This window comes from Variovorax sp. GW821-FHT10D07 (assembly GCF_059415325.1).
Genome location: NZ_JBWKMZ010000022.1, coordinates 1 through 21,375, shown reverse-complemented (window position 1 = coordinate 21,375; position 21,375 = coordinate 1). Strand labels below are relative to the sequence as shown.

At 69.5% G+C, this 21,375-nt stretch carries 13 protein-coding genes and 1 pseudogene; 5 read left to right on the top strand and 9 right to left on the bottom strand.

Annotation, left to right across the window (positions count from 1 at the left end):
• Positions 1–49 precede the first annotated feature (49 nt).
• Positions 50–817 (top strand): class II glutamine amidotransferase, encoded by a 768-nt coding sequence (locus AC07PU_RS38510; protein ID WP_495323162.1) that lies wholly within the window; start codon positions 50–52, stop codon positions 815–817.
• Positions 818–987: 170 nt separating this feature from the next.
• Positions 988–3,261, top strand: coding sequence for a TonB-dependent receptor (locus AC07PU_RS38505; RefSeq protein WP_398495410.1), 2,274 nt, complete (start codon positions 988–990; stop codon positions 3,259–3,261).
• A gap of 78 nt (positions 3,262–3,339) precedes the next feature.
• Here AC07PU_RS38505 and gshB read toward each other — a convergent pair whose 3' ends face one another.
• Together gshB and AC07PU_RS38495 are read right to left on the bottom strand one after the other, a co-directional pair.
• On the bottom strand, positions 3,340–4,296 hold the full coding sequence (gene gshB, locus AC07PU_RS38500; protein ID WP_093350548.1) for a glutathione synthase: 957 nt from the start codon (positions 4,294–4,296) through the stop codon (positions 3,340–3,342).
• A pseudogene (locus AC07PU_RS38495) lies at positions 4,296–5,573 on the bottom strand (benzoate/H(+) symporter BenE family transporter); the annotation flags it as partial. The gene gshB and the pseudogene AC07PU_RS38495, both read right to left, overlap by 1 nt.
• Positions 5,574–5,680: 107 nt before the next feature.
• Here AC07PU_RS38495 and AC07PU_RS38490 point away from each other — a divergent pair.
• Positions 5,681–6,604: a polysaccharide deacetylase family protein gene (locus AC07PU_RS38490; protein ID WP_495323161.1), complete on the top strand. Its 924-nt coding sequence runs from the start codon at positions 5,681–5,683 to the stop codon at positions 6,602–6,604.
• A gap of 16 nt (positions 6,605–6,620) precedes the next feature.
• Here AC07PU_RS38490 and AC07PU_RS38485 read toward each other — a convergent pair whose 3' ends face one another.
• From AC07PU_RS38485 to AC07PU_RS38455, 7 genes are all read right to left on the bottom strand, one after another.
• Positions 6,621–8,489: a potassium transporter Kup gene (locus tag AC07PU_RS38485; protein WP_093350542.1), complete on the bottom strand. Its 1,869-nt coding sequence runs from the start codon at positions 8,487–8,489 to the stop codon at positions 6,621–6,623.
• Between the two features lie 189 nt (positions 8,490–8,678).
• Positions 8,679–9,977 carry a glutamate--cysteine ligase gene (gene gshA / locus AC07PU_RS38480; RefSeq protein WP_093350539.1) on the bottom strand — a complete coding sequence of 433 codons (1,299 nt, stop codon included), beginning with the start codon at positions 9,975–9,977 and terminating at the stop codon, positions 8,679–8,681.
• A gap of 146 nt (positions 9,978–10,123) precedes the next feature.
• Entirely contained in the window at positions 10,124–11,416 is a 1,293-nt protein-coding gene (locus AC07PU_RS38475; protein ID WP_495323160.1) for a glutamate-5-semialdehyde dehydrogenase, read from the bottom strand.
• Between the two features lie 48 nt (positions 11,417–11,464).
• Positions 11,465–12,541, bottom strand: coding sequence for a DNA polymerase III subunit delta (holA, locus tag AC07PU_RS38470; RefSeq protein WP_208513423.1), 1,077 nt, complete (start codon positions 12,539–12,541; stop codon positions 11,465–11,467).
• 15 nt (positions 12,542–12,556) lie between these two features.
• Positions 12,557–13,075, bottom strand: a complete 519-nt coding sequence (locus tag AC07PU_RS38465; protein ID WP_495323159.1) for an LPS-assembly lipoprotein LptE — start codon at positions 13,073–13,075, stop codon at positions 12,557–12,559.
• A gap of 11 nt (positions 13,076–13,086) precedes the next feature.
• A complete protein-coding gene (leuS, locus tag AC07PU_RS38460) occupies positions 13,087–15,717 on the bottom strand; it encodes a leucine--tRNA ligase (protein ID WP_495323158.1) in 2,631 nt (876 codons plus the stop codon).
• Between the two features lie 89 nt (positions 15,718–15,806).
• Positions 15,807–17,315, bottom strand: coding sequence for a SidA/IucD/PvdA family monooxygenase (locus tag AC07PU_RS38455; RefSeq protein WP_495323157.1), 1,509 nt, complete (start codon positions 17,313–17,315; stop codon positions 15,807–15,809).
• A 94-nt stretch (positions 17,316–17,409) separates the two neighbouring features.
• Here AC07PU_RS38455 and AC07PU_RS38450 point away from each other — a divergent pair, with 94 nt between their 5' ends.
• Complete coding sequence (locus tag AC07PU_RS38450) at positions 17,410–19,083, top strand: alpha-amylase family glycosyl hydrolase (protein ID WP_495323156.1); 1,674 nt, start codon at positions 17,410–17,412, stop codon at positions 19,081–19,083.
• Between the two features lie 15 nt (positions 19,084–19,098).
• The gene (glgB, locus tag AC07PU_RS38445) at positions 19,099–21,270 is read left to right on the top strand and encodes a 1,4-alpha-glucan branching protein GlgB (RefSeq protein ID WP_495323154.1); all 2,172 of its coding nucleotides are present in this window, start codon (positions 19,099–19,101) and stop codon (positions 21,268–21,270) included.
• Positions 21,271–21,375 lie beyond the last annotated feature (105 nt).

The following is a 21,375-nucleotide window of genomic DNA, read 5'->3' as shown; positions in this document are numbered from 1 at the left end:
AAGCAAACCCGGGCGCTCGGGTAAGCGGGGGCGGTGTCTAATGGCCCCCATGTGTCAATTGCTAGGGATGAACTGCAACACGCCGACCGACGTGACCTTCAGCTTCACGGGGTTCGCGCAGCGCGGTGGCCGCACCGACCACCACGCCGATGGCTGGGGCATCGCCTTCTTCGAGGACCGCGGCCTGCGCCATTTCGTCGACCACCAGCCGGCCTGCGAGTCGCCGGTGGCCGAGCTGATCCGGCGCTACCCGATCCAGAGCCGCAACGTCATCGCCCACATCCGCAAGGCCACCCAGGGCGAGGTCAACCTGCAGAACTGCCACCCCTTCGTGCGCGAGCTGTGGGGCCGCTACTGGGTGTTCGCGCACAACGGCGACCTGAAGGACTTCCGCCCGCGGCTGCACGGCAACTTCCACCCGGTGGGCAACACCGACAGCGAGCACGCCTTCTGCTGGCTGATGCAGGAGCTCGCGAAGTCGCATGTGGGCGTGCCGAGCGTCGAGGAGCTCACGCTCACCTTGCGCGAACTCGCGCCCCAGCTCGCGCGGCACGGCACCTTCAACTTCATGCTCTCCAACGGCCAGGCGCTGTGGGCCCATGCCTCCACGCACCTCTGGTACGTGGAACGGCGCCATCCCTTCGTGACCGCGCAGCTGTCGGACGAGGACCTCGAGATCGACTTCGCCCAGCACACCACGCCCAACGACCGCGTCGCCGTGGTGGTGACGGCGCCGCTGACCACCAACGAGGAATGGACCGCGTTCGAGCCAGGCGAGCTGCACGTGTTCGTGGACGGGCGGCGCTCGGGGCATTGAAGGATCGGCCAGTGCGGCCTTCCTGCAGCGAGCTTGCTGACTCGCGGCCGATGGCCCTTCGAATGAAACGTTTTTTCTGACACATTTTTGCAACACTGCAAGAAAGTATCGGCGGCTGGACGGAGTCCGTTAACAATAACGGTTCTCATTTGCGTGAAATCGAACCGTCCATGCCCGCCTCCTCCGCCCTTCTCCGCGCCAGCCTCCGCCCGACCGTCGCCGCGACGCTGCTCGCCCTCCATGCCCTGACGGCCTCGGCGCAGAGCGCCGCGCCGGCACCGGCTGCCGCGACCGCTCCCACCGCCCCCGGCGCCGCGCTGGGCACCATCACCGTCGAAGCCAGTGCCGATGCCTCGGCCGAAGGCCTGGCCAAGCCCTACGCCGGCGGCCAGGTGGCGCGCGGCGGCCGCGCCGGCATCCTGGGCACCCGGGACATGATGGAAACGCCGTTCTCGAGCAACAACTACACCAACGAGCTGATCCAGAACCAGCAGGCCCGCAGCGTGGCCGACGTGCTGCAGAACGATCCCTCGGTGCGCGTGGCGCGCGGCTTCGGCAACTTCCAGGAGTCCTATTTCATCCGCGGCTTCATCGTCAATTCCGACGACATCGCCTACAACGGCCTGTACGGCCTGCTGCCGCGCCAGTACATCGCCTCCGAGCTGTTCGAGCGCGTGGAAGTGTTCCGCGGCGCGAGCGCCTTCCTCAACGGCGCGGCACCCACGGGCGGCGGCATCGGCGGCACCATCAACCTGCTGCCCAAGCGCGCGCCGAACGAAGCGCTCACGCAGTTCACGCTCGGCACCGCGAGCGGCTCGCAGTCCTATGCCGCGACCGACATCGCGCGCCGCTTCGGTCCCGACGACAGCGTGGGCGTGCGCGTGAATGCCGTCCACCGCGACGGCGGCACGGCGGTGAACGGCGAAGGCGTCAAGCTCGATGCGCTGGCGGTCGGCCTCGACTGGCGCAGCCGCGACGCGCGCATCTCGGCCGACATCGGCCACCAGGAGCACCGCCTGCGCAACACGCGCCCCAACGTCACGCTCGGCAGCGCCGTCACCGTGGTGCCCAAGGCGCCCGACAACGACACCAACTTCGCCCAGCCCTGGACCTATTCCTACGAGCGCGACACCTTCGGCTCGGTGCGCGGCGAATACGACATCACGCCGAACATCACGGCCTGGGCCGCGGCCGGCGCGCGCAGCAGCTACGAGAACAACTCGCTCGCGGGCCCGACGGTGTCCAACGGCCTGACCGGCGCCTTCACCACCAGCCGCTTCGACAACACGCGCGAGGACAAGGTCAAGACCGCCGAGCTCGGCATCCGCGGCAAGGCGCGCACCGGCAGCGTGGGCCACGAGTGGGTGCTGGGCTACTCCTACTTCGACCTCGACAAGAAGAACGCCTACGGCCTGGGCCTGGGCACCGGCGGGACGCTCGCCAGCAACATCTACTACCCGCGCGGTTACCTGCCCACGCAGCTCACCTACCTGGGCAACAACCTCGCGAGCCCGCGCCTGAACGGCACCATCACGCTCAAGAGCGTGGCGATCGGCGACACGATGTCCTTCCTGGACGACCGCCTGCTCGTCACGCTCGGCGTGCGCCGCCAGTCGATCGAGACCAGCGACATCAGCTACCAGATCGTGAGCGGCGGCAAGCTGACCTCGGCCGGCGGCACCGTCACCTCGTACGACCAGAGCCGCACCAGCCCAGTGGCCGGCATCGTGTTCAAGGCGCGCGAGGACCTGTCGGTCTATGCGAACTACATCGAGGGCCTGTCGCCCGGCGAGAGCGCTCCCGCGCAATCGAACGGCCAGCCGGTGCTCAACGCCGGCCAGTCGCTGCGTCCCTACGTGTCGAAGCAGAAGGAAATCGGCGTCAAGTACGACGCCGGCCGCATCGGCGGCAGCCTGGCGCTGTTCAGCACCGCGAAGCCGCGCGCCTTCGTGGCCAACGGCTCGTTCCAGGCCGGCGGCGAGGACCGCCACCGCGGTGTCGAGCTCAACGTCTTCGGCGAGGCGACCAAGGGCCTGCGCGTGCTCGGTGGCGTGACCTGGCTCGACGCCAAGCAGAAGGAAACGGGCAGCCTCACCACCGATGGCAAGCGCGTGATCGGCGTGCCGAAGGCGCAGGGCAGCATCGGCGTCGAATGGGACGTGCCGGGCGTGCAGGGCCTGTCGCTCAACGGCCGCGTCGTGACCAGCGGCTCGAGCTACGCGGATGCGATCAACACGCTGCGCGTGCCCGGCTGGACGCGCCTGGACGTGGGTGCGCGCTACGTCACCGAAGTCGGCAACGGCAAGCTGCTGACCCTGCGCGCGCGCATCGAGAACGTGGCCGACCGCAACTACTGGGCCTCGGTGGGCGGCTATCCGGGCTCGGGCTACCTGGTGCTGAGCAACCCGCGCACCTTCAGCCTGTCGGCCACGGTCGACTTCTGATCGGCGATCCCGGCTTCCTCGGGATCGAAAAAAAGGCGCCCGGGGCGAAGATCGCCCCGGGCGCCTTTTTCATGGCCCTCAGGCCGCCTGCTTCAGATGCGCCTCCAGCGCATCGACGAACATCGCCGGCACGTCGAACCCGGTCTGCTCGGTGATCTCCTGGAAGCAGGTCGGGCTGGTCACGTTGATCTCGGTCACCGAGTCGCCGATCACGTCGAGGCCGATCAGCAGCAGCCCGCGCGGCGCGAGCGCGCGGCCCACGATCTCGGCGATCTCGCGGTTGCGCGGCGTGAGCGGCTGGGCCACGCCCTTGCCGCCGGCCGCGAGGTTGCCGCGCACCTCGGTGCCCTGCGGGATGCGCGCCAGCACGAAGGGCGCGGGCTCTCCCGCGATGATCAGGATGCGCTTGTCGCCCTCGACCACGTCGGGCACGAAGCGCTGCACCATGATGGTTTCGGCGCCGTCCTTGTTGAGCGTCTCGACGATCGAGCCGAGGTTCAGCGCGTCCTGCTTCACGCGGAAGATGCCCATGCCGCCCATACCGTCGAGCGGCTTCAGGATGATGTCGCCGTGCTGCGCATGGAAGTCGCGCACCGCCTGCGCGCTGCGCGTGACCAGCGTGGGCGCGGTGAACTGCGGAAACTCCATGATCGCGAGCTTCTCGGGGTGGTCGCGCAGCGCGCGCGGCTTGTTCACCACGCGCGCGCCCTCGCGCTCGGCCTGCTCGAGCAGGTGGGTGGCGTAGATGTACTCGGCGTCGAAGGGCGGGTCCTTGCGCATCAGCACGGCGTCGAAATCGGCCAGCGCCTTGCTCTCGACGATGTCCACGGCGTACCAGTCCTTGGGGTCGCCGGTCAGCGTGACCTGTCGCACCGTGGCCGTGACCTTGCCGCCCGACACCCACTGCAGGTCCTGCGGCAGGCAGGCCGCGATGCGGTGGCCGCGGCGCTGGGCCTCGCGCATCATCGAGAAGGTGGTGTCCTTGTAGATCTTGAAGTGATCGAGCGGGTCGGCCACGAAGAGGATGTTTTTCATCAGGAAGTCTTTCCGGCGCCCGGCGGGGCCGCCATGTTGCTGCTGTCGGTCGCGATGTTGCCGGAAGCGGCGAGGCCCTGGCCGGCCGGGGCTTTTGGCGGGCCCGGCCGGTTGCCCAGCCGCTGCACCGCGAGCGCGAACACGCCCGCCACCACGCCCCAGAAGGCCGAGCCGATGCCGGCGATGGTCACGCCCGAGAGCGTGACCAGGAAGGTGATCAGCGCGGCCTCGCGGTGCGGCTCGTCGCGCACCGCGGCCGCCAGCCCGCCGCCGATGGTGCCGAGCAGCGCGAGCCCCGCGATGGCCGCCACCAGCTCCTTCGGAAAGGCCGTGAGCAGCCCGGTCACGGCCGCGCCGAACAGGCCGATCACGACGTAGATCGCGCCGCAGCTCACGGCCGCGGTGTAGCGCCGCGCAGGGTCCTCGTGGGCTTCGCGGCCCATGCAGATCGCGGCGGTGATGGCGCTGAGGTTGAGCGCGAAGGCGCCGAAGGGCGCGAGCACCAGCGTGGTCAGGCCGCTGATCGTGATGAGCTTGCTGACCGGCAGCTCGCCATAGCCGGCGGCGCGGATCGCCGCCACGCCCGGCAGGTTCTGCGAGGCCATGGTGACGACGAACAGCGGCAGCGCCAGGCTCACGATCGCCTGCCAGTGGAACACCGGCATGACGAACACCGGCCAGGTCAGCGAGAAATGCACCGCCGACCAGGCGAGCTCGCCGCGCGCGGCCGCGAAGGCGATCGCCACCAGCAGCGTGAGCGGCACCGCGTAGCGCGGCAGCCAGCGCTTGCCCACGAGGTAGGTGGCCAGCATCAGCAGCACCAGCGGCAGCGCGGTCTGCGCCGCGGTGAAGGCCGCGAGTCCGAAGCGCGCGAGCACGCCGGCCAGCAGCGCCGAGGCGATGGCCATCGGGATGCGGTTCATCACGCGCTCGAACCAGCCGGTGGCGCCGGCCAGCACGATCAGCAGCGCGCAGACGACGAAGGCGCCGACCGCCTCGCCCATGCCATGGCCCGCGCCGGCCACCGCCAGCACCGCGGCGCCGGGCGTGCTCCAGGCGATCATCACGGGCTTGCGCCACCACAGCGAGGGCAGCACCGAGGCCAGTCCCATGCCGATGCCCAGCGCCCACATCCACGAGGCCACCATCTCGGGCGTGGCGCCGAAGGCCTGCGCGGCCTGGAACACGATGGCCACCGAACTCGTGAAACCGACGAGCACGGCGACGAAGCCGGCGGTGAAAGCGGAGAGGCTCAGGTCCTTGAAGAAACGCATCGCGCGATTGTGCCGGGCCGCCCGCGCCGGCCCGCGCTGGCCGAACGATGGTCAACAATTTCCGATCGATATGTCGACCATCGGGCACGAGGCTTGCAGGCGGCCTGGGCATGACGACACGCTGGCCCGAACTGCTGCCCTCGCACGACCGCTTCGACTACCGGCCGATCACGCGCCGGCCCGACTACCGCTGGCCCAACGGCGCGCGGCTCGCGGTCTACCTCGGCTTCAACCTCGAGCACTTCGCCTTCGGCGACGGGCTGGGCGCCTGCCTCGGCCCGGCCTCGCCACAGCCCGACGTGCTCAACCATGGCTGGCGCGAATACGGCAACCGCGTGGGCGCCTGGCGCTGCCTCGAGCTGTTCGACGCGCTCGCGCTGCCAACGGGCGCGCTGGTCAACACGGCCCTGTACGACCACTGCCCGGAACTGGTGCAGGCGGTGGTGGCGCGCGGCGACGAGCTGATCGGCCATGGCCACAGCAATGCCGAGCGCCAGGGCGCGCTCGGCGAAGACCACGAGCGCGCGCTGCTGGTGCGCTGCCGCGAACGCATGGCGCGCGAGAGCGGGCAGGCGCCCGCGGGCTGGCTGTCGCCATGGATCTCCGAGAGCCCGCTGACGCCCGACCTGCTGGCCGAGACCGGCTACGGCTACACGCTCAACTGGTGCCACGACGACCAGCCGGTGCGCATGCGCACGCGCGGCGGCGGCGCGATCTGGTCGGTGCCCTATCCGCAGGAGCTCAACGACATCCCGATGATCGTGGGCCGGCTGATGGACGCGAAGGACTTCTGCGCGATGGTGCTCGACAACTTCGAGGAAATGCTGCTGCAGTCGCGCGCCCAGCCGCTGGTGATGGGCCTCGCGCTACATCCCTACATCGTGGGCCAGCCCTACCGGCTGCGCCACCTGCGCGGCGTGTTGGCGCAGCTGGCGCTCGCGCGCGACCGCGGCGAGATCTGGTTCACCACGCCCGGCGCGATCGCGGCGCACATGGCGCGGCTCGCGCAGGAACGGCCGGACGACTTCCGCTGAGGCGCGCGGGCCGGCCTCAGATCTCGATCTTCGAGCCCAGCTCCACCACCGCGTTGTTCGGCAGCCCCAGGAAGGCGGCCGCGCCGCTCGCGTTGTGGTGCATCTGCGCGAACAGCTTCTCGCGCCAGGGCGCCATGCCGCTGCCCAGCGTGGGGATCACGACGTCGCGCGAGAGGAAGTAGCTGGTCAGCATCGGCTCGAGCTGGCAGCCGCGCAGGCGCGCGTTGTCGAGCGCGCGCGGCAGGTCGATGTCGTTCTTGAAGCCGTAGTGCACGATCACCTGCCAGCAATGGCGGCCCAGCGGCTCGATCTCGATGCGCTTGTCCATCGGGATCCATGGCACCTCGTGGTTGCGCACGGTGACGAACAGGTTCTGCTCGTGCAGCACCTTGTTGTGCTTGAGGTTGTGCAGCAGCGCATTGGGCACCACGCCGGGCTCGGCCGTGAGGAACACGGCGGTGCCGTCCACGCGCACCGGTGGGTTCTCGAACACCGAATCGAGGAAGGCCTTCAGCTCGATCGCATCGGAGCGCTGCACCTCGCCCATGAGGCGGCGCCCTTCCTTCCAGGTGATCATGAGCACGAACACCGCGCCGCCGATCACCAGCGGGAACCAGCCGCCCTCGGGCAGCTTGAGCAGGTTCGACGCGAAGAACATGAAGTCGATGAAGAAGAAGGCCGCGGTCGAGGCGATGCACAGCGCCAGCGGCAGCTTCCAGGCGTAGCGGATCACGAAGAAGGTCAGCACCGTGGTGATCAGCATGTCGGTGGTCACGGCGATGCCGTAGGCCGCGGCCAGGCTGCTCGAGGAGCGGAACATGACCACCGCCAGCACGATCGCCACGAACAGACCCCAGTTGACCAGCGGGATGTAGATCTGGCCGGCCGTGCGCACGCTGGTGTGCTCGATGTTCAGGCGCGGCAGGTAGCCGAGCTGGATCACCTGGCGCGTGACGCTGAAGGCGCCGGTGATCAGGGCCTGCGAGGCGATCACCGTGGAAGCGGTGGCCAGCAGCACCAGCGGGATCAGCGCCCACTCGGGCGCCATCATGAAGAACGGGTTCTTCACCGCCTCGGGGTTGGCCAGCAGCAGCGCGCCCTGGCCGAAGTAGTTGAGGATCAGCGCCGGCATCACCACGGTGAACCAGGCGATGCGGATCGGCGCCTTGCCGAAGTGGCCGAGGTCGGCGTACAGCGCCTCGGCGCCGGTCACGCACAGCACGATGGCGCCCAGCAGGATGAAGCTGGTGCCGGGGTTGTCCCAGATGAACTTGAGCGCGTAGAACGGGCTCAGGGCCTTCAGGATCTCGGGGTGGTCGACGATGTGCCACACGCCGAGCACCGCCAGCGCCAGGAACCACACCACCGTGATCGGCCCGAAGAAGCGGCCGATGCCCGCGGTGCCGTGCTTCTGCACCGCGAACAGGCAGAACAGCACCACCAGGGTGATCGGGATCACGTAGTGCTTGAAGTGCGGCGACACCACCTCCAGGCCCTCGACCGCCGAGAGCACCGAGATCGCCGGCGTGATGACCCCGTCGCCGTAGAACAGCGAGGTGCCGAAGATGCCGATCACCAGCAGCAGGTGGCGCAGCCGCGGCTTGTCGGCCACGGCGCGCGAGGCCAGCGCCAGCATCGCGACCAGGCCGCCCTCGCCCTCGTTGTCGGCACGCAGCACGAGCACCACGTACTTGAGCGAGACGATGGTGGTGAGCGTCCAGACGAACATCGAGAGGATGCCGTAGACGTTCTCGACGGTGAAGGGAACGTGGCCGTGGCCGAAGACTTCCTTGACGGCATACAGCACGCTGGTGCCGATGTCGCCATAGACGACGCCGATGGCGCCGACGATCAGGCCGGCGGAGAGGGATTTGGGGGCTGACACGAGGTCGATGGGAAAAGGGCCGGCGGCTCGCGATGACGACGCATCAGGTATGCCAGGGGGCGCGCATCGGCGGACGGTGGCATCCGCCGCGCCTCGATCCTCGCCCTCGCCGCCCTTTGATTTCCGTTGCTGTGGGGCCGCTATTCTGCCGTCACCCGCGCGGGCCGCAAACACGGCGCGCGGTGGGGGTCATTCGTAGACTTCGGCGTCCGGGTCGGTGGCTTCCATCTCGTAGCTGGCGGCGACCATCGCGAGCCGGCCGACCACGCCGTACATGTAGAAGCGGTTGGGCGCGCTGGCGCCGGGCTTGGCGCCGGGCTGCGGCAGGTGCGCGCTCTCGGAGAAGGCCAGCGGCACGAAGCTCGCGCCGGGCAGCTTGAGGTTCTCGTCGGGCGCACTGTCGGCATGCACGCGGTAGAAGCCGCCGACCACGTAGCGGTCCATCATGTAGACCACGGGCTCGGCCACGCCGTTGTGCACGCGCTCGTTGGTCAGCACGCCTTCCTGCACGATGATCTCGCCGGGCTCGCGCGCACCGGCCGGCCGGGCCGCCGCGGCGCGCACCTTGCCCGCCAGGCCCTCGACCTCCTTGGCGTCGCGCACCGTCAGCACGCGCGGGCCCTCGGCGCCGCTCTGGCCCTTGACCACCACGAAGGGCTTCTCGTTGATGCCGTATTCCTTGTACTTGCGGCGCACCTTGGTCAGCACCGCGTCGACGTGGCTGGTCAGCACGTCGAGGCCGCGGCCCTCGGCCAGGTCGACGCCGTCGGCGCGCGCGTAGATCGGGTTGATGAGCCAGGGATCGATGCCCAGCAGCTTGCCGAAGCGCTTGGACAGTTCCTCGTAGCTGTGCAGGTGGTTGCTCTTGCGGCGCACCGACCAGCCCGCGTGCAGCGGCGGCAGCAGGTACTGCTCGTGCAGGTCCTCGAGGATGCCCGGCGTGCCCGCCGAGAGCGAGTTGTTCAGCAGGATGGTGCAGGGATCGAAGTTCTTCAGGCCCAGGCGGCGCTTGGTGCGCACCACCGGCTCGAGCGTGACGGTGTCGCCGTGCGGCAGCTCGATCTTCTTGGGCGACTTGATCGCCGGATCGATCGAGCCCACGCGCACGTTGAGCCCGGCCATGTGAAAGATCCGCACCATCTGCGCCACGTTGGCCAGGTAGAAGGTGCTGTTCTTGGCGTTGTTCTCGGGAATCACCAGCAGGTTGCGCGCCTCGGGACAGATCTTCTCGATCGCGGCCTGCGCGGCCTGCACCGCCAGCGGCAGCATTTCCTTGGTGAGGTTGTTCCAGCCACCGGGGAAGAGGTTGGTGTCGACCGGTGCCAGCTTGAAGCCCGCGTTGCGGATGTCGACCGCGCTGTAGAACGGCGGCGTGTGCTCCATCCATTCGAGCCGGAACCAGCGCTCGATGGCGGGCATCGAGTCGAGCACCCGCTGCTCCAGTTCGTTGATCGGGCCGGTCAAGGCTGTGACGAGATGCGGAACCATGCGGCGGCCTTCTTTGTTTTCTACTTAAAGGTATGCGGGATTCTAGGATTTGGGGACGCGCCCCCCGATGACAAGCACCACGGCCTACGTGGAATCCACACGCACCACCGACGCGAAGAGCACCGGACGGCGCCCGTCGCGCCCCCTCAGGTCCGGACTTCGCCCTGCCCCAGCACCACGTACTTGAGCGAGGTCAGCCCTTCGATGCCCACCGGTCCGCGGGCGTGGAACTTGTCGGTGCTGATGCCGATTTCGGCCCCCAGGCCGAACTCGAAACCATCGGCGAAGCGTGTGCTCGCATTGACCATGACGCTGGCCGAATCGACCTCGCGCAGGAAACGCTGGGCATTCACGTGGTCGCGCGTGACGATCGCGTCGGTGTGGTGGCTCGAGTAGTGGTTGATGTGCGCGATGGCCTCCTCGAGGCCCGCCACCACCTTGATGCTGATCACCGCGGCCAGGTATTCCTCGGACCAGTCGGATTCGACCGCGTCCACCACCTTTGCTCCCGGATCGATAGCACCATCGGCGCGCAGGATCTGGGCCGCGGCCGGATCGCAGCGCATCTCGACGCCCTTGGCGGCGAAGATGGCGCCGATCTTCGGCAGGAAGTCCTCGGCCACCGAGGCCGCCACCAGCAGGCCTTCGGCGGCGTTGCAGGGGCTGTACTTCTGGGTCTTGGCGTTGTCGACGATGCGCAGCGCCATGCCGAACTCGGCCGTGTCGTCGACGTAGACGTGGCAGTTGCCGTCCAGGTGCTTGATGACCGGCACCTTGGCGTCGCGGCTGATGCGCTCGATCAGGCCCTTGCCGCCGCGCGGAATGATCACGTCGACGAACTGCGGCATCGCGATCAGCTGGCCGACGGCCTCGCGGTCGGTGGTCTGCACCAGCTGCACCGCCTCCACCGGCAGGCCGGCCTCGGCCAGCGCCTCGGACACCAGCAGGGCCAGCGCCTTGTTCGACTCGATGGCCTCCGAGCCGCCGCGCAGGATGGCGGCGTTGCCCGACTTGATCGCCAGGCTCGCGGCCTCGATGGTCACGTTGGGACGGCTCTCGTAGATCATGCCGAAGACGCCGATCGGCACGCGCATCTGGCCGACGCGGATGCCGCTGGGCTGCTGCTTCATGCCGATGATCTCGCCGATCACGTCGGCCATGCCCGCGAGCTGCTCGCAGCCGAGGGCGACGGTCTCGATCACCTTGGGCCCGAGCTTCAGGCGGTCGACCATCGGCGCCGACAGGCCGGCGGCCGTGGCGCGCTCGAGGTCCTTCTGGTTGGCCGTGGCGAGCACCGCGCCGGCTTCGCGCAGGCGCCGGGCCAGCGCCTTCAACGCTACGTTTTTGGTAGCTGCATCCGCTCGCGCCATGAGGGCGGTGGCCGTTTTTGCCTGCAGACCCAGGGTCTGCATGTGTTCACTGACATTGAACGCGTTCATGGGCGGCATTTTCCCACGCCAACCCTGCGGGCGGCTGACGCCGGGAATTCAGGCGCGGCGCGGTGCCGCGGCGCCACCGTTGCCGCAGGCCCGGCACAGCATCAGCGCCAGCCGCTGCAGCGCCTGCCAGCCGCTGGCCGGCCAGTCGGGCTGCTTCAGGCCCTTGACGATGCCGTCGACCAGGTGCGCCGCGCGCAGCAGCCGCGCCAGCATGCGGTCGTCCAGCCGCGGCAGCACGCGCTCGAAGGCGCGCTCGCGCGGGCCCCAGATGCGGTTCTCGCGCAGCGCCATCGGCAGCGGCCGGCCCGCGGCCATGGCGTCCTTCACGCGCTTGAGCGCGCGGATGTCCTCGGCCAGCGTGTAGTGCACCAGCACCTCGGCCTCGCCCTCGGCCTGCAGGCCGTCGAGCATGCGCGCCACGCGCTGCGGGTTGCCGCCCAGCACGGCCTCGGACAGCTTGAAGACGTCGTAGCGCGCGACGTTGTTGACCGCGCCCTCGACCTCTTCCCAGCCGAGTTCGCCGCCCGGATGCAGCAGCGCGAGCTTCTGGATCTCCTGGTGCGCCGCGAGCAGGTTGCCCTCGACGCGGTCGGCGAAGAACTGCAGCGTGCGCTGGCCCTCGTCGCCGGGCTTCACGCGCTGGCCCTGCAGCGCGAGGCGCTGCGCGATCCACTGCGGCAGCGCGGCGCGCTCGATCGGGTCGACCTGGATGCTGGCGCCGTTGTTCTCGAGCGCCGAGAACCAGGCGCCGGTGCGCGTGGCCTTGTCCAGCCGCGGCAGCATCACCAGCGTGAGCGTGCTGTCGTTGGCGGCCGCGCCCTCGGCGATCTGCTGCAGCGCGGCGCTGCCGTCCTTGCCGGGCTTGCCCGAGGGGATACGGATCTCGACCATCTGCTTGTCGGCGAACAGCGAGAGCGAGCCGCCGGCCGCGAGCACCGCGCTCCAGTCGAAGTGCGCGCCGGCCACGGTGTACGAGCTGCGCTCGGTGTAGCCCTGCGCGCGTGCCGCCGCGCGGATGGCGTCGGCCGCTTCCTGCGCGAGCAGCGGCTCGTCGCCGTGGATCGTGTAGAGCGGCTTCAGCCCCTTCTGCAGGTGGGCCGAAAGCTGGGCGCTGGCAAGCTGCATCGCGTCAGCGGCCGGTCACAGCGTCTTCACCGCCCCGAGGCGGCGCACCAGCTGCTGGGCGATGTCGATCTGCATGTCGCGGAACAACAGGTCGGCCTCGCCTTCCTTGGCCAGCGCATTGGTCTCGTTGAAGGTCAGGTCGCGCGTCTGCATGAGCTCGGTGGCCGCCAGCAGGTCCTTGCCGCCCTGCGCGTGCAGCCGGAAGCGCACCTTGAGCACGAGCTGGATCTCGCGCAGCAGGCCGGCCGAGTTGGTCGACACCACCAGCCGCTCGCGGTCCTCGCCGAGGATGTCGAGCACCGCCTCGGCGCTCTTGTCGTCGCCCGGCAGCAAGGTCACCGTGCCCGCCGCGCGCAGGTTGCGGCGGATCTGGTTGACCAGCGCCGAGTTGCCCGAGACCGCGATCGACTTGAAGGCGAAGACCGGCGGCTTGCGCAGCTCGAAGCCGCAACCGGCCAGGCCCAGCGAGGCGCCGCCGGCCGCCAGGCCCAGGAGGAAGCCGCGGCGCGGCAGCGAGACAGTGCGGATGTTCATGCTTGGCTTGTTCAAATGACCACGTTGACCAGGCGGCCCGGCACCACGATCACGCGCTTGGCGCTCGCGCCCGGCGCGAAGGTGGTGAAGTCCTCGCAGGCCAGCGCGAGCTTCTCGATCTCGTCCTTGGAGGCGCCGGCCGGCACCAGCAGCTTTCCGCGCAGCTTGCCGTTGACCTGCAGCATCAGCTCGATCTCGTCCTGCGCCAGCGCATCGACGTCGACCGTGGGCCAGGGCGCGTCGAGCAGGGCGCCGAGCGCCTGGTCGTAGCCGAGCTCGGTCCACAGCTGCTGGGCGATGTGCGGCGTGGCGGGATAGAGGCAGCGCAGCAGGATGCCGAAGCCTTCGTGCAGCGCGGCCGCGTCGCCCGCGCTGCCGTCGGGCTTGAAGCCCTCGAGCGCGTTGAGCAGCTTCATCGCGCCCGACACCACGGTGTTGTATTGCATGCGCTGGTAGTCGTAGTCGACCTGGCGCAGCACGGTGTGCACCTCGCGGCGCAGCGCCTGGGCCGGCTTGCCGTAGGCCGGCTTGCCGCCCGCGGGGGCCGCGAGCCCCGACTGCGCCGCGCCGAAATTCCACACGCGGCGCAGGAAGCGGTAGCTGCCCTCGACGGCCGCGTCGTTCCACTCGAGCGTGGCTTCGGGCGGCGCCGTGAACATGGTGTACAGGCGCGCGGTGTCGGCGCCGTACTTCTCGATCAGGTCCTGCGGGTCGACGCCGTTGCGCTCGCTCTTGCCCATCTTGCCGACGCCGCCGTACTCGACCTTGGTGCCGTCGGCCGCGGTGCCGCCGACGATGCGGCCCTGCGCGTCGAGCTCCGGCGTGACTTCCGAGGGCGGGAAGTAGTCCTTGCCGCCCTTCTCGTTGCGCGCGTAGAAGATCTGGTTGAGCACCATGCCCTGGGTCAGCAGCTTGCTGAAGGGCTCGTCGGCCTTCACCAGGCCGAGGTCGCGCATCACCTTGGTCCAGAAGCGCGCATACAGCAGGTGAAGAATGGCGTGCTCGATGCCGCCGATGTACTGGTCCATCGGCATCCAGTAGTCGGCGCCCTCGGCCACCATCGCCTGGTCGTTCTTCGGATCGCAGTAGCGCATGAAGTACCACGACGAGTCGACGAAGGTGTCCATCGTGTCGGTCTCGCGCCGCGCGGCCTTGCCGCACACCGGGCACACCACGCCGGCGTGGAAGCCTTCGTGCTTGTTCAGCGGATTGCCGGAACCGTCGGGCACGCAGTCGGTGGGCAGCACCACCGGCAGGTCCTTCTCGGGCACCGGCACCGCGCCGTGCTCCTCGCAATGGATGATCGGGATCGGCGTGCCCCAGTAGCGCTGGCGGCTCACGCCCCAGTCGCGCAGGCGCCAGGTGGTCTGCAGTTCGCCCAGGCCCTTCTGGCCCAGCGCATGCGCCACGGCGGCCACGGCCTCCTTGTACGACATGCCGCTGAAGTTGTCGGAGTTGATGGTCACGCCGCGCTGCTTGTCGCCGTACCAGTCCTGCCACTTGTGATAGTCGAAGTGCGGCTCGTCGTCGACCAGCACCACCTGGATGATCTCGATGCCGTACTTGTTGGCGAAGGCGAAGTCGCGCTCGTCGTGCGCGGGCACGCCCATCACGGCGCCGTCGCCGTAGCCGATCAGCACGTAGTTGCCGACCCACACCGGTACCTGCTCCTCGGTGATCGGGTGCGTCACGGTCAGGCCCGTGGGCACGCCCTTCTTCTCCTGCGTGGCGAGCTCGGCCTCGGTGGTGCCGCCGCTCTTGCATTCCTCGATGAAGGCCGCGACCTTGGGATCGAGCGTGGCGGCATGCGCGGCCAGCGGATGCTCGGGCGCGACGGCGCAGAAGGTCACGCCCATGATGGTGTCGGCGCGCGTGGTGAACACGTACATGCGGCCGTCCTGGATCGGCTGGCCGTCGGCGCCCTGGATGTCATGGGTGAAGGCGAAGCGCACGCCCTCGCTCTTGCCGATCCAGTTCTCCTGCATCAGCTTGACGCGCTCGGGCCAGCCCGGCAGCTTGTGCTGGGTGTGCTCGAGCAGTTCCTCGGCGTAGTCGCTGATCTTCAGGTAGTAGCCCGGGATCTCGCGGCGCTCGACCGTGGCGCCGGTGCGCCAGCCCTTGCCGTCGATCACCTGCTCGTTGGCCAGCACGGTCTGGTCGACCGGGTCCCAGTTCACGACCTGGGTCTTGCGGTAGGCGATGCCCTTCTCGAGCATCTTCAGGAACAGCCACTGGTTCCACTTGTAGTAGCTCGGATCGCAGGTGGCGATCTCGCGGCTCCAGTCGATCGCCAGGCCCATGGCCTGGAGCTGGCCCTTCATGTAGGCGATGTTCTCGTAGGTCCACTTGGCCGGCGGCACGCCGTTCTTCAGCGCCGCGTTCTCGGCCGGCAGGCCGAAGGCGTCCCAGCCCATGGGCATCAGCACGTTGTAGCCGCTCATGCGCAGGTAGCGCGTGAGCATGTCGTTGATCGTGTAGTTGCGCACGTGGCCCATGTGCAGCTTGCCGCTGGGGTACGGCAGCATCGAGCAGGCGTAGTACTTCTTGCGGCTCGCGTCCTCGGTCACGCGGTAGGCATCGGCGGCGCTCCATTGCGCCTGGGCAGCGGACTCGACGTCGCTGGGTTTGTAGCTGGGGTTCATGACGGGGCTTCGGCAGGAGCCCGGCGCGGGGCGGCCGGGAAGGCGGATTATCGCGCCCCGGCCGCCGGGCTCCCGCCGGGCCGGGCCATTCAGCGGGCTTTGGGTGCCGGCCGCCGGTCGGGCGGTGGCGCGGGCGTCCATTCGTCACCGTACAGCTCGGGCTCGGCATAGGCCTCGATGTTCGCGAAATGCCGCTCGAAGTCCTCGCGATAGAACAGCCCCGCGATGCCCGCGGCCAGCCGCTTGGCGCCGTCGCTGATGGCCGGGATGTCGCCCGAGACCGTGCCGTGCGAGAGCGCGGCCGGATAGCAGAAGCAGTGGATGCGCGCCAGCCCCGGGCACGCGCTGGCCACCCGTTCCTTGAACTCGAACACCGGGCCCAGGTCGGGCGAATCGGCCAGCTCCTGGTCCTCCTCGCCGGGCGCGGGCAGATAGCGCTCCTTCCAGGTCCGCACATGGGGCGCGATGGCGGCGAACTCGGGGCGCGCGGCCCAGTCGACCTTGAAGCCGGTCGAGACGATCAGGAAGTCGAACTCGAAATCCGCGCGCGGCGTCGCCACGCGGATCGCGCCGTCGCCGGCCAGCGCCACCGCCTCGACCGGGCAGCCGAAGTTGAAGAAGGCGTTGGCGAAGCGCGACACGCGCAGGGTGCTGCCGTGCGGCGGCGGCACGTTGAGCCGGTTGATGTAGTGGCGCACGCGCCACTTGTGCGCGTCGGGCAGGTCGTAGTGCCCCTGGGTCAGGCCCGGCACGCCGGCGCCCTTGCCCTTGTTGACGCGCGGCAGGTCGAGGCGGCGGATCAGCAGCTCGACGCTGTGGGCGCCGGCCTCCAGCGCGGTGGCGGCGCTGTCCATGGCCGAGGAACCCGCGCCGATCAGGCCCACGCGCAGCCCGGCGAGCCGGCCGTAGTCCATGGCGTCGGACGAATGCGCCCAGCGCTCGCGCGGCAGGCCGGCCACGAAATCCGGCACCGCCGGGCCACCAAGGCCGTCGCGCCCGGTGGCCAGCACCAAGCGGCGCGCGAACACGCGCCGCGCGCCGGCCGGCGTGCGCAGGTTCAGCCGCATCAGCGCGCCGCCGGCCTCGGGCACGATCGCCGTGACCGCGCAGTCGTTGCGCACCTCGAGCGCCATCACGCGCCGGTACCAGCGCAGGTAGTCCATCCATTGCAGCCGCGGGATCTTGTCGAGCGCGGCCCAGGCGGCGCTGCCGTGCTGGGCCTCGAACCAGGCGCGGAAGCTCAGCGCCGCGAGCCCCAGCGCCGGGCCGGTGAGTTCCTTCGGCGAGCGCAGCGTCTCCATGCGCGCGGTGGTGACCCAGGGCCCTTCGAACCCTTCGGGCGCGCGGTCGAACACCACGGCGCGGATGCCCTGGTGGGCCAGCGCGGCCGCCGCGGCCAGCCCGGCCTGCCCGCCGCCGACGATGGCCACGTCGAGCACCGCCTCGCCCTCGTGTTCGCAGGGCGGCATCCAGGCGCGGGCGCGCCAGCCCAGGATGTCGAGGTCGCGCGCGAGCCGGCGCTCGAGCGCGGGCAGTCCTTCGGCATCGGGAACGGGAGGCGGGGAACCCGCGGCGGCGTGGGGAATCGTCTCTGTCATGGAGGGCGTGCAGTGTAGAGAGTCGCGGGGCGCGCACGAGCGTACCGCTGGCCCGGATTTCGCATGCCACAATGATTTCAGACCAAGGGACAGCATGGGCAGCAGCAACGGCAGCAAGAGCGATGACTGGTGGCGCGGCGCGGTGATCTACCAGATCTATCCGCGCAGTTTCATGGACAGCAACGGCGATGGCATCGGCGACCTGCCCGGCATCACGGCGCGGCTGCCGCACGTGGCCTCGCTCGGGGTCGACGCGATCTGGGTCTCGCCCTTCTTCCGTTCGCCGATGAAGGACTTCGGCTACGACGTGGCCGACTACCGCGCGGTCGACCCGATGTTCGGCACCCTGGCCGACTTCGACGCCATGCTCGCGCGGGCGCACGAACTGGGGCTGAAGCTCATCATCGACCAGGTGCTCTCGCACACCTCCGACCAGCATGCCTGGTTCGCCGAGAGCCGCGCGAGCCGCGACAACCCCAAGGCCGACTGGTACGTGTGGGCCGACCCCAAGCCCGACGGCACGCCGCCCAACAACTGGCTCTCGGTCTTCGGCGGGCCGGCCTGGCAATGGGATTCGCGCCGCCGCCAGTACTACCTGCACAGCTTCCTGGCCGAGCAGCCCGATCTCAACTTCCATTGCCCCGCGGTGCAGGACGCGCTGCTCGGCGAGGTCGGCTTCTGGTGCGAGCGCGGCGTCGACGGCTTCCGCTTCGACGCCTGCAACCACCAGTTCCACGACGCCCTGCTGCGCAGCAACCCGCCGGCCTCGGCGCAGTCGGTGGGCGAGGTCAGCACGGTGCGCGCCGACAACCCCTATGCGATGCAGCAGCACCTGTACGACAAGAGCCAGTCCGAGAACCTGCTGTTCCTCGAGCGGCTGCGCGCCCTGCTCGACCGCCACGGCGCGGTCGCGCTCGGCGAGGTCGGCGACGAGAACGCGCCGCCCGTGATGGCGCAGTACACCGCGCGCGACCGGCGCCTGCACCTGGCCTACAGCTTCAGCCTGCTGACCGCCGACCACACGGCGAAGCACCTGCGCCAGCAGGTCGAGGCGCTCGACCATGCGCTCGCGGCCACCGGCGGCTGGGGCTGCTGGGCGGTGTCGAACCACGACGTGCCGCGCGTGGCCACGCGCTGGAGCGACGGCGGCGCGCCCGATGCGCGGCGCGACCGGCTGTGGCTCGCGCTGCTGCTGTCGCTGCGCGGCAGCGCCGGCATCTACCAGGGCGAGGAACTGGGCCTGCCCGAGGCCGAGGTGCCGTTCGAGCTGCTGCAGGACCCCTACGGCCGCGCCTTCTGGCCCGAGTTCAAGGGCCGCGACGGCTGCCGCACGCCGATGCCCTGGCGCGGCGACGATGCGCAAGGCGGCTTCACCACCGGCACGCCGTGGCTGCCGATGTCGCCCGCGCACCTGCCGCTGGCGGTCGACCGCCAGCAGGCCGATCCCGACTCGATGCTGGCCTTCAGCCGCGCGATGCTGCACTGGCGCCGCGCGCAGCCATTGCTGCACACGGCCGCCATCGCCTTCTTCGACGCGCCCGAGCCGGTGCTGTGGTTCGAGCGGCGCGAGGGCGCGCGTTCACTGCAGGTCGTGTTCAACCTCGGCCCGGCGCCGGTGTCGATCGTGCTGCGCGACGACCTGCGGCCGCTGGCCGACGCGCCGCTGGCCTCGACCGCGACGCTCGGCGGCGCCGAAGGGCGCACGCTCGCGCTGGCGCCTTTCGGCGCCTTCTTCGGCGAGCCCGCCGCCCATCCCACCACCGATTGATTGGTCGCTCACGCCATGGCCCCGACGCAGTTGCCCGAAGCCGAAGTCCATGCGCTGATGCGCGCCGAGCACGGCAACCCCTTCGGCGTGCTCGGCCCGCACGAGACCTCGCGCGGCCTGGTGGTGCGCGCCCTGCTGCCCGGCGCGCAGGGCGTGACGGTGCTGCATGCGCGCACCGGCTGGCCGCTGGCCACGCTCGAGCGGCACGAGGGCTCCGACATCTTCGCGGGCCTGGTGCCCGCGGCCGAGGCGCGCATGGGCTATGCGTTCCAGGTCGACTGGGGCTCGCACGTCTCGCGCATCGACGACCCCTACCGCTTTCCCTTCGTGCTCGGCGACACCGACATCTGGCTGCTGGCCGAGGGCACGCACCTGCGGCCCTGGGAGCGCCTGGGCGCGCACCTGCGCGAGATGGACGGCGTCAAGGGCGTGGCCTTCGCGGTCTGGGCGCCGAATGCGCGCCGCGTGTCGGTGGTCGGCGACTTCAACAACTGGGACGGCCGGCGCCACATGATGCGGCTGCGCCGCGAATGCGGCGTGTGGGAGGTCTTCGCGCCGCACGTGGCGGTGGGCGATGCCTACGAGTTCGAGATCCTGTCGGCGCAGGGCGAGCTGCTGCGCAAGGCCGATCCCTTCGCCTTCTCGTCGCGGCTGCGGCCCGACACCGCCTGCGTGGTGCGCCCGCTGCCGCCGGTCGCCACCATGCCCGCGGGCCGCGCCAAGGCCAACGGGCGCGATGCGCCGATCAGCATCTACGAGGTGCACCTGGGCTCGTGGCGGCGCAAGAACGGCCACGAATGGCTGGACTACATCGAGCTCGCCGACACCCTGGTGCCCTACGTGCGCGACCTCGGCTTCACGCACATCGAACTGCTGCCCATCACCGAGCATCCGTTCGACGGCTCCTGGGGCTACCAGCCGATCGGCCTCTATGCGCCGACCTCGCGCTTCGGCACCCCGAGCGACTTCCGCTTCTTCGTGGCCGCGGCCCATGCGGCCGGGCTCGGCGTGATCCTCGACTGGGTGCCCGCGCACTTCCCGACCGACGCGCACGGCCTGGGCCGCTTCGACGGCACGGCGCTGTACGAGTACGCCGATCCGCGCGAGGGCTTCCACAACGACTGGAACACGCTGATCTTCAACTGGTCGCGCACGGAGGTGCGCAACTACCTCGTGGGCAATGCGCTGTACTGGCTCGAGCGCTACGGCATCGACGGCCTGCGCGTGGATGCCGTGGCCTCGATGCTCTACCGCGACTACAGCCGCGGGCCCGGCGAGTGGGTGCCGAACGCGCAGGGCGGGCGCGAGAACCTCGAGGCGATCGAGTTCCTGCGCCGCATGAACCGCGTGGTGGGCACCGAGCGCCCCGGCGCGGTGACGATCGCCGAGGAGTCGACCAGCTTCCCCGGCGTGACACGGCCGCCCGAGGACGGCGGGCTGGGCTTCCACTACAAGTGGAACATGGGCTGGATGAACGACACCCTGGCCTACGCGGGCAAGGACCCGCTGTACCGGCCGCATCACCACCGCGAGATCACCTTCGGGCTGATGTACGCGCACAGCGAGAACTTCGTGCTGCCGTTCTCGCACGACGAGGTGGTGCACGGCAAGGGCTCGATGATCGCGCGCATGCCGGGCGACGAGTGGCAGAAGTTCGCGGGGCTGCGCAACCTGTACGGCTATCTCTGGGCCTATCCGGGGAAGAAGCTGCTGTTCATGGGCTGCGAGTTCGCGCAGGTGGCGGAGTGGAATGCGGATCGCAGCCTCGACTGGCATCTACTCGAGCACGCATCGCATCAAGGGGTGCGGCGGCTGGTGCGGGATCTCAACAACGTGTATCGGCACTATCCGGCGCTGCACGAGCTCGACCATGAAGGGGCGGGGTTCGAGTGGCTGGTGCATGACGATACGGCGCAGTCGGTGTTTGCGTTTGTTCGTCGGGGGCGGGATGGGGCGTTCGTTTTGGCTGTCTGCAACTTCACGCCTGTGGTTCGGCATGGGTATCGGTTGGGGGTGCCTTGTTCGGGGTCCTATCGGGAGATCATCAATACCGATGGGGTTGTTTATGGGGGGAGTGGGGTGGGGAATGGGGTGGTTGCCAGTGAGGCTTTGGCTTGGCATGGGAAAGTCGACTCGGTGGTTGTGGACTTGCCGCCCTTGGCTACGTTGATGTGGGTGTTGGTTTGAATTTGAGTTGTTTGCCTTGCGACGGACAGTTGGCCGGGTCTCGCCCCGGCGGGCGACTTACTTTCTTTGTCTCGCCAAAGAAAGTAAGCAAAGAAAGGCGACCCC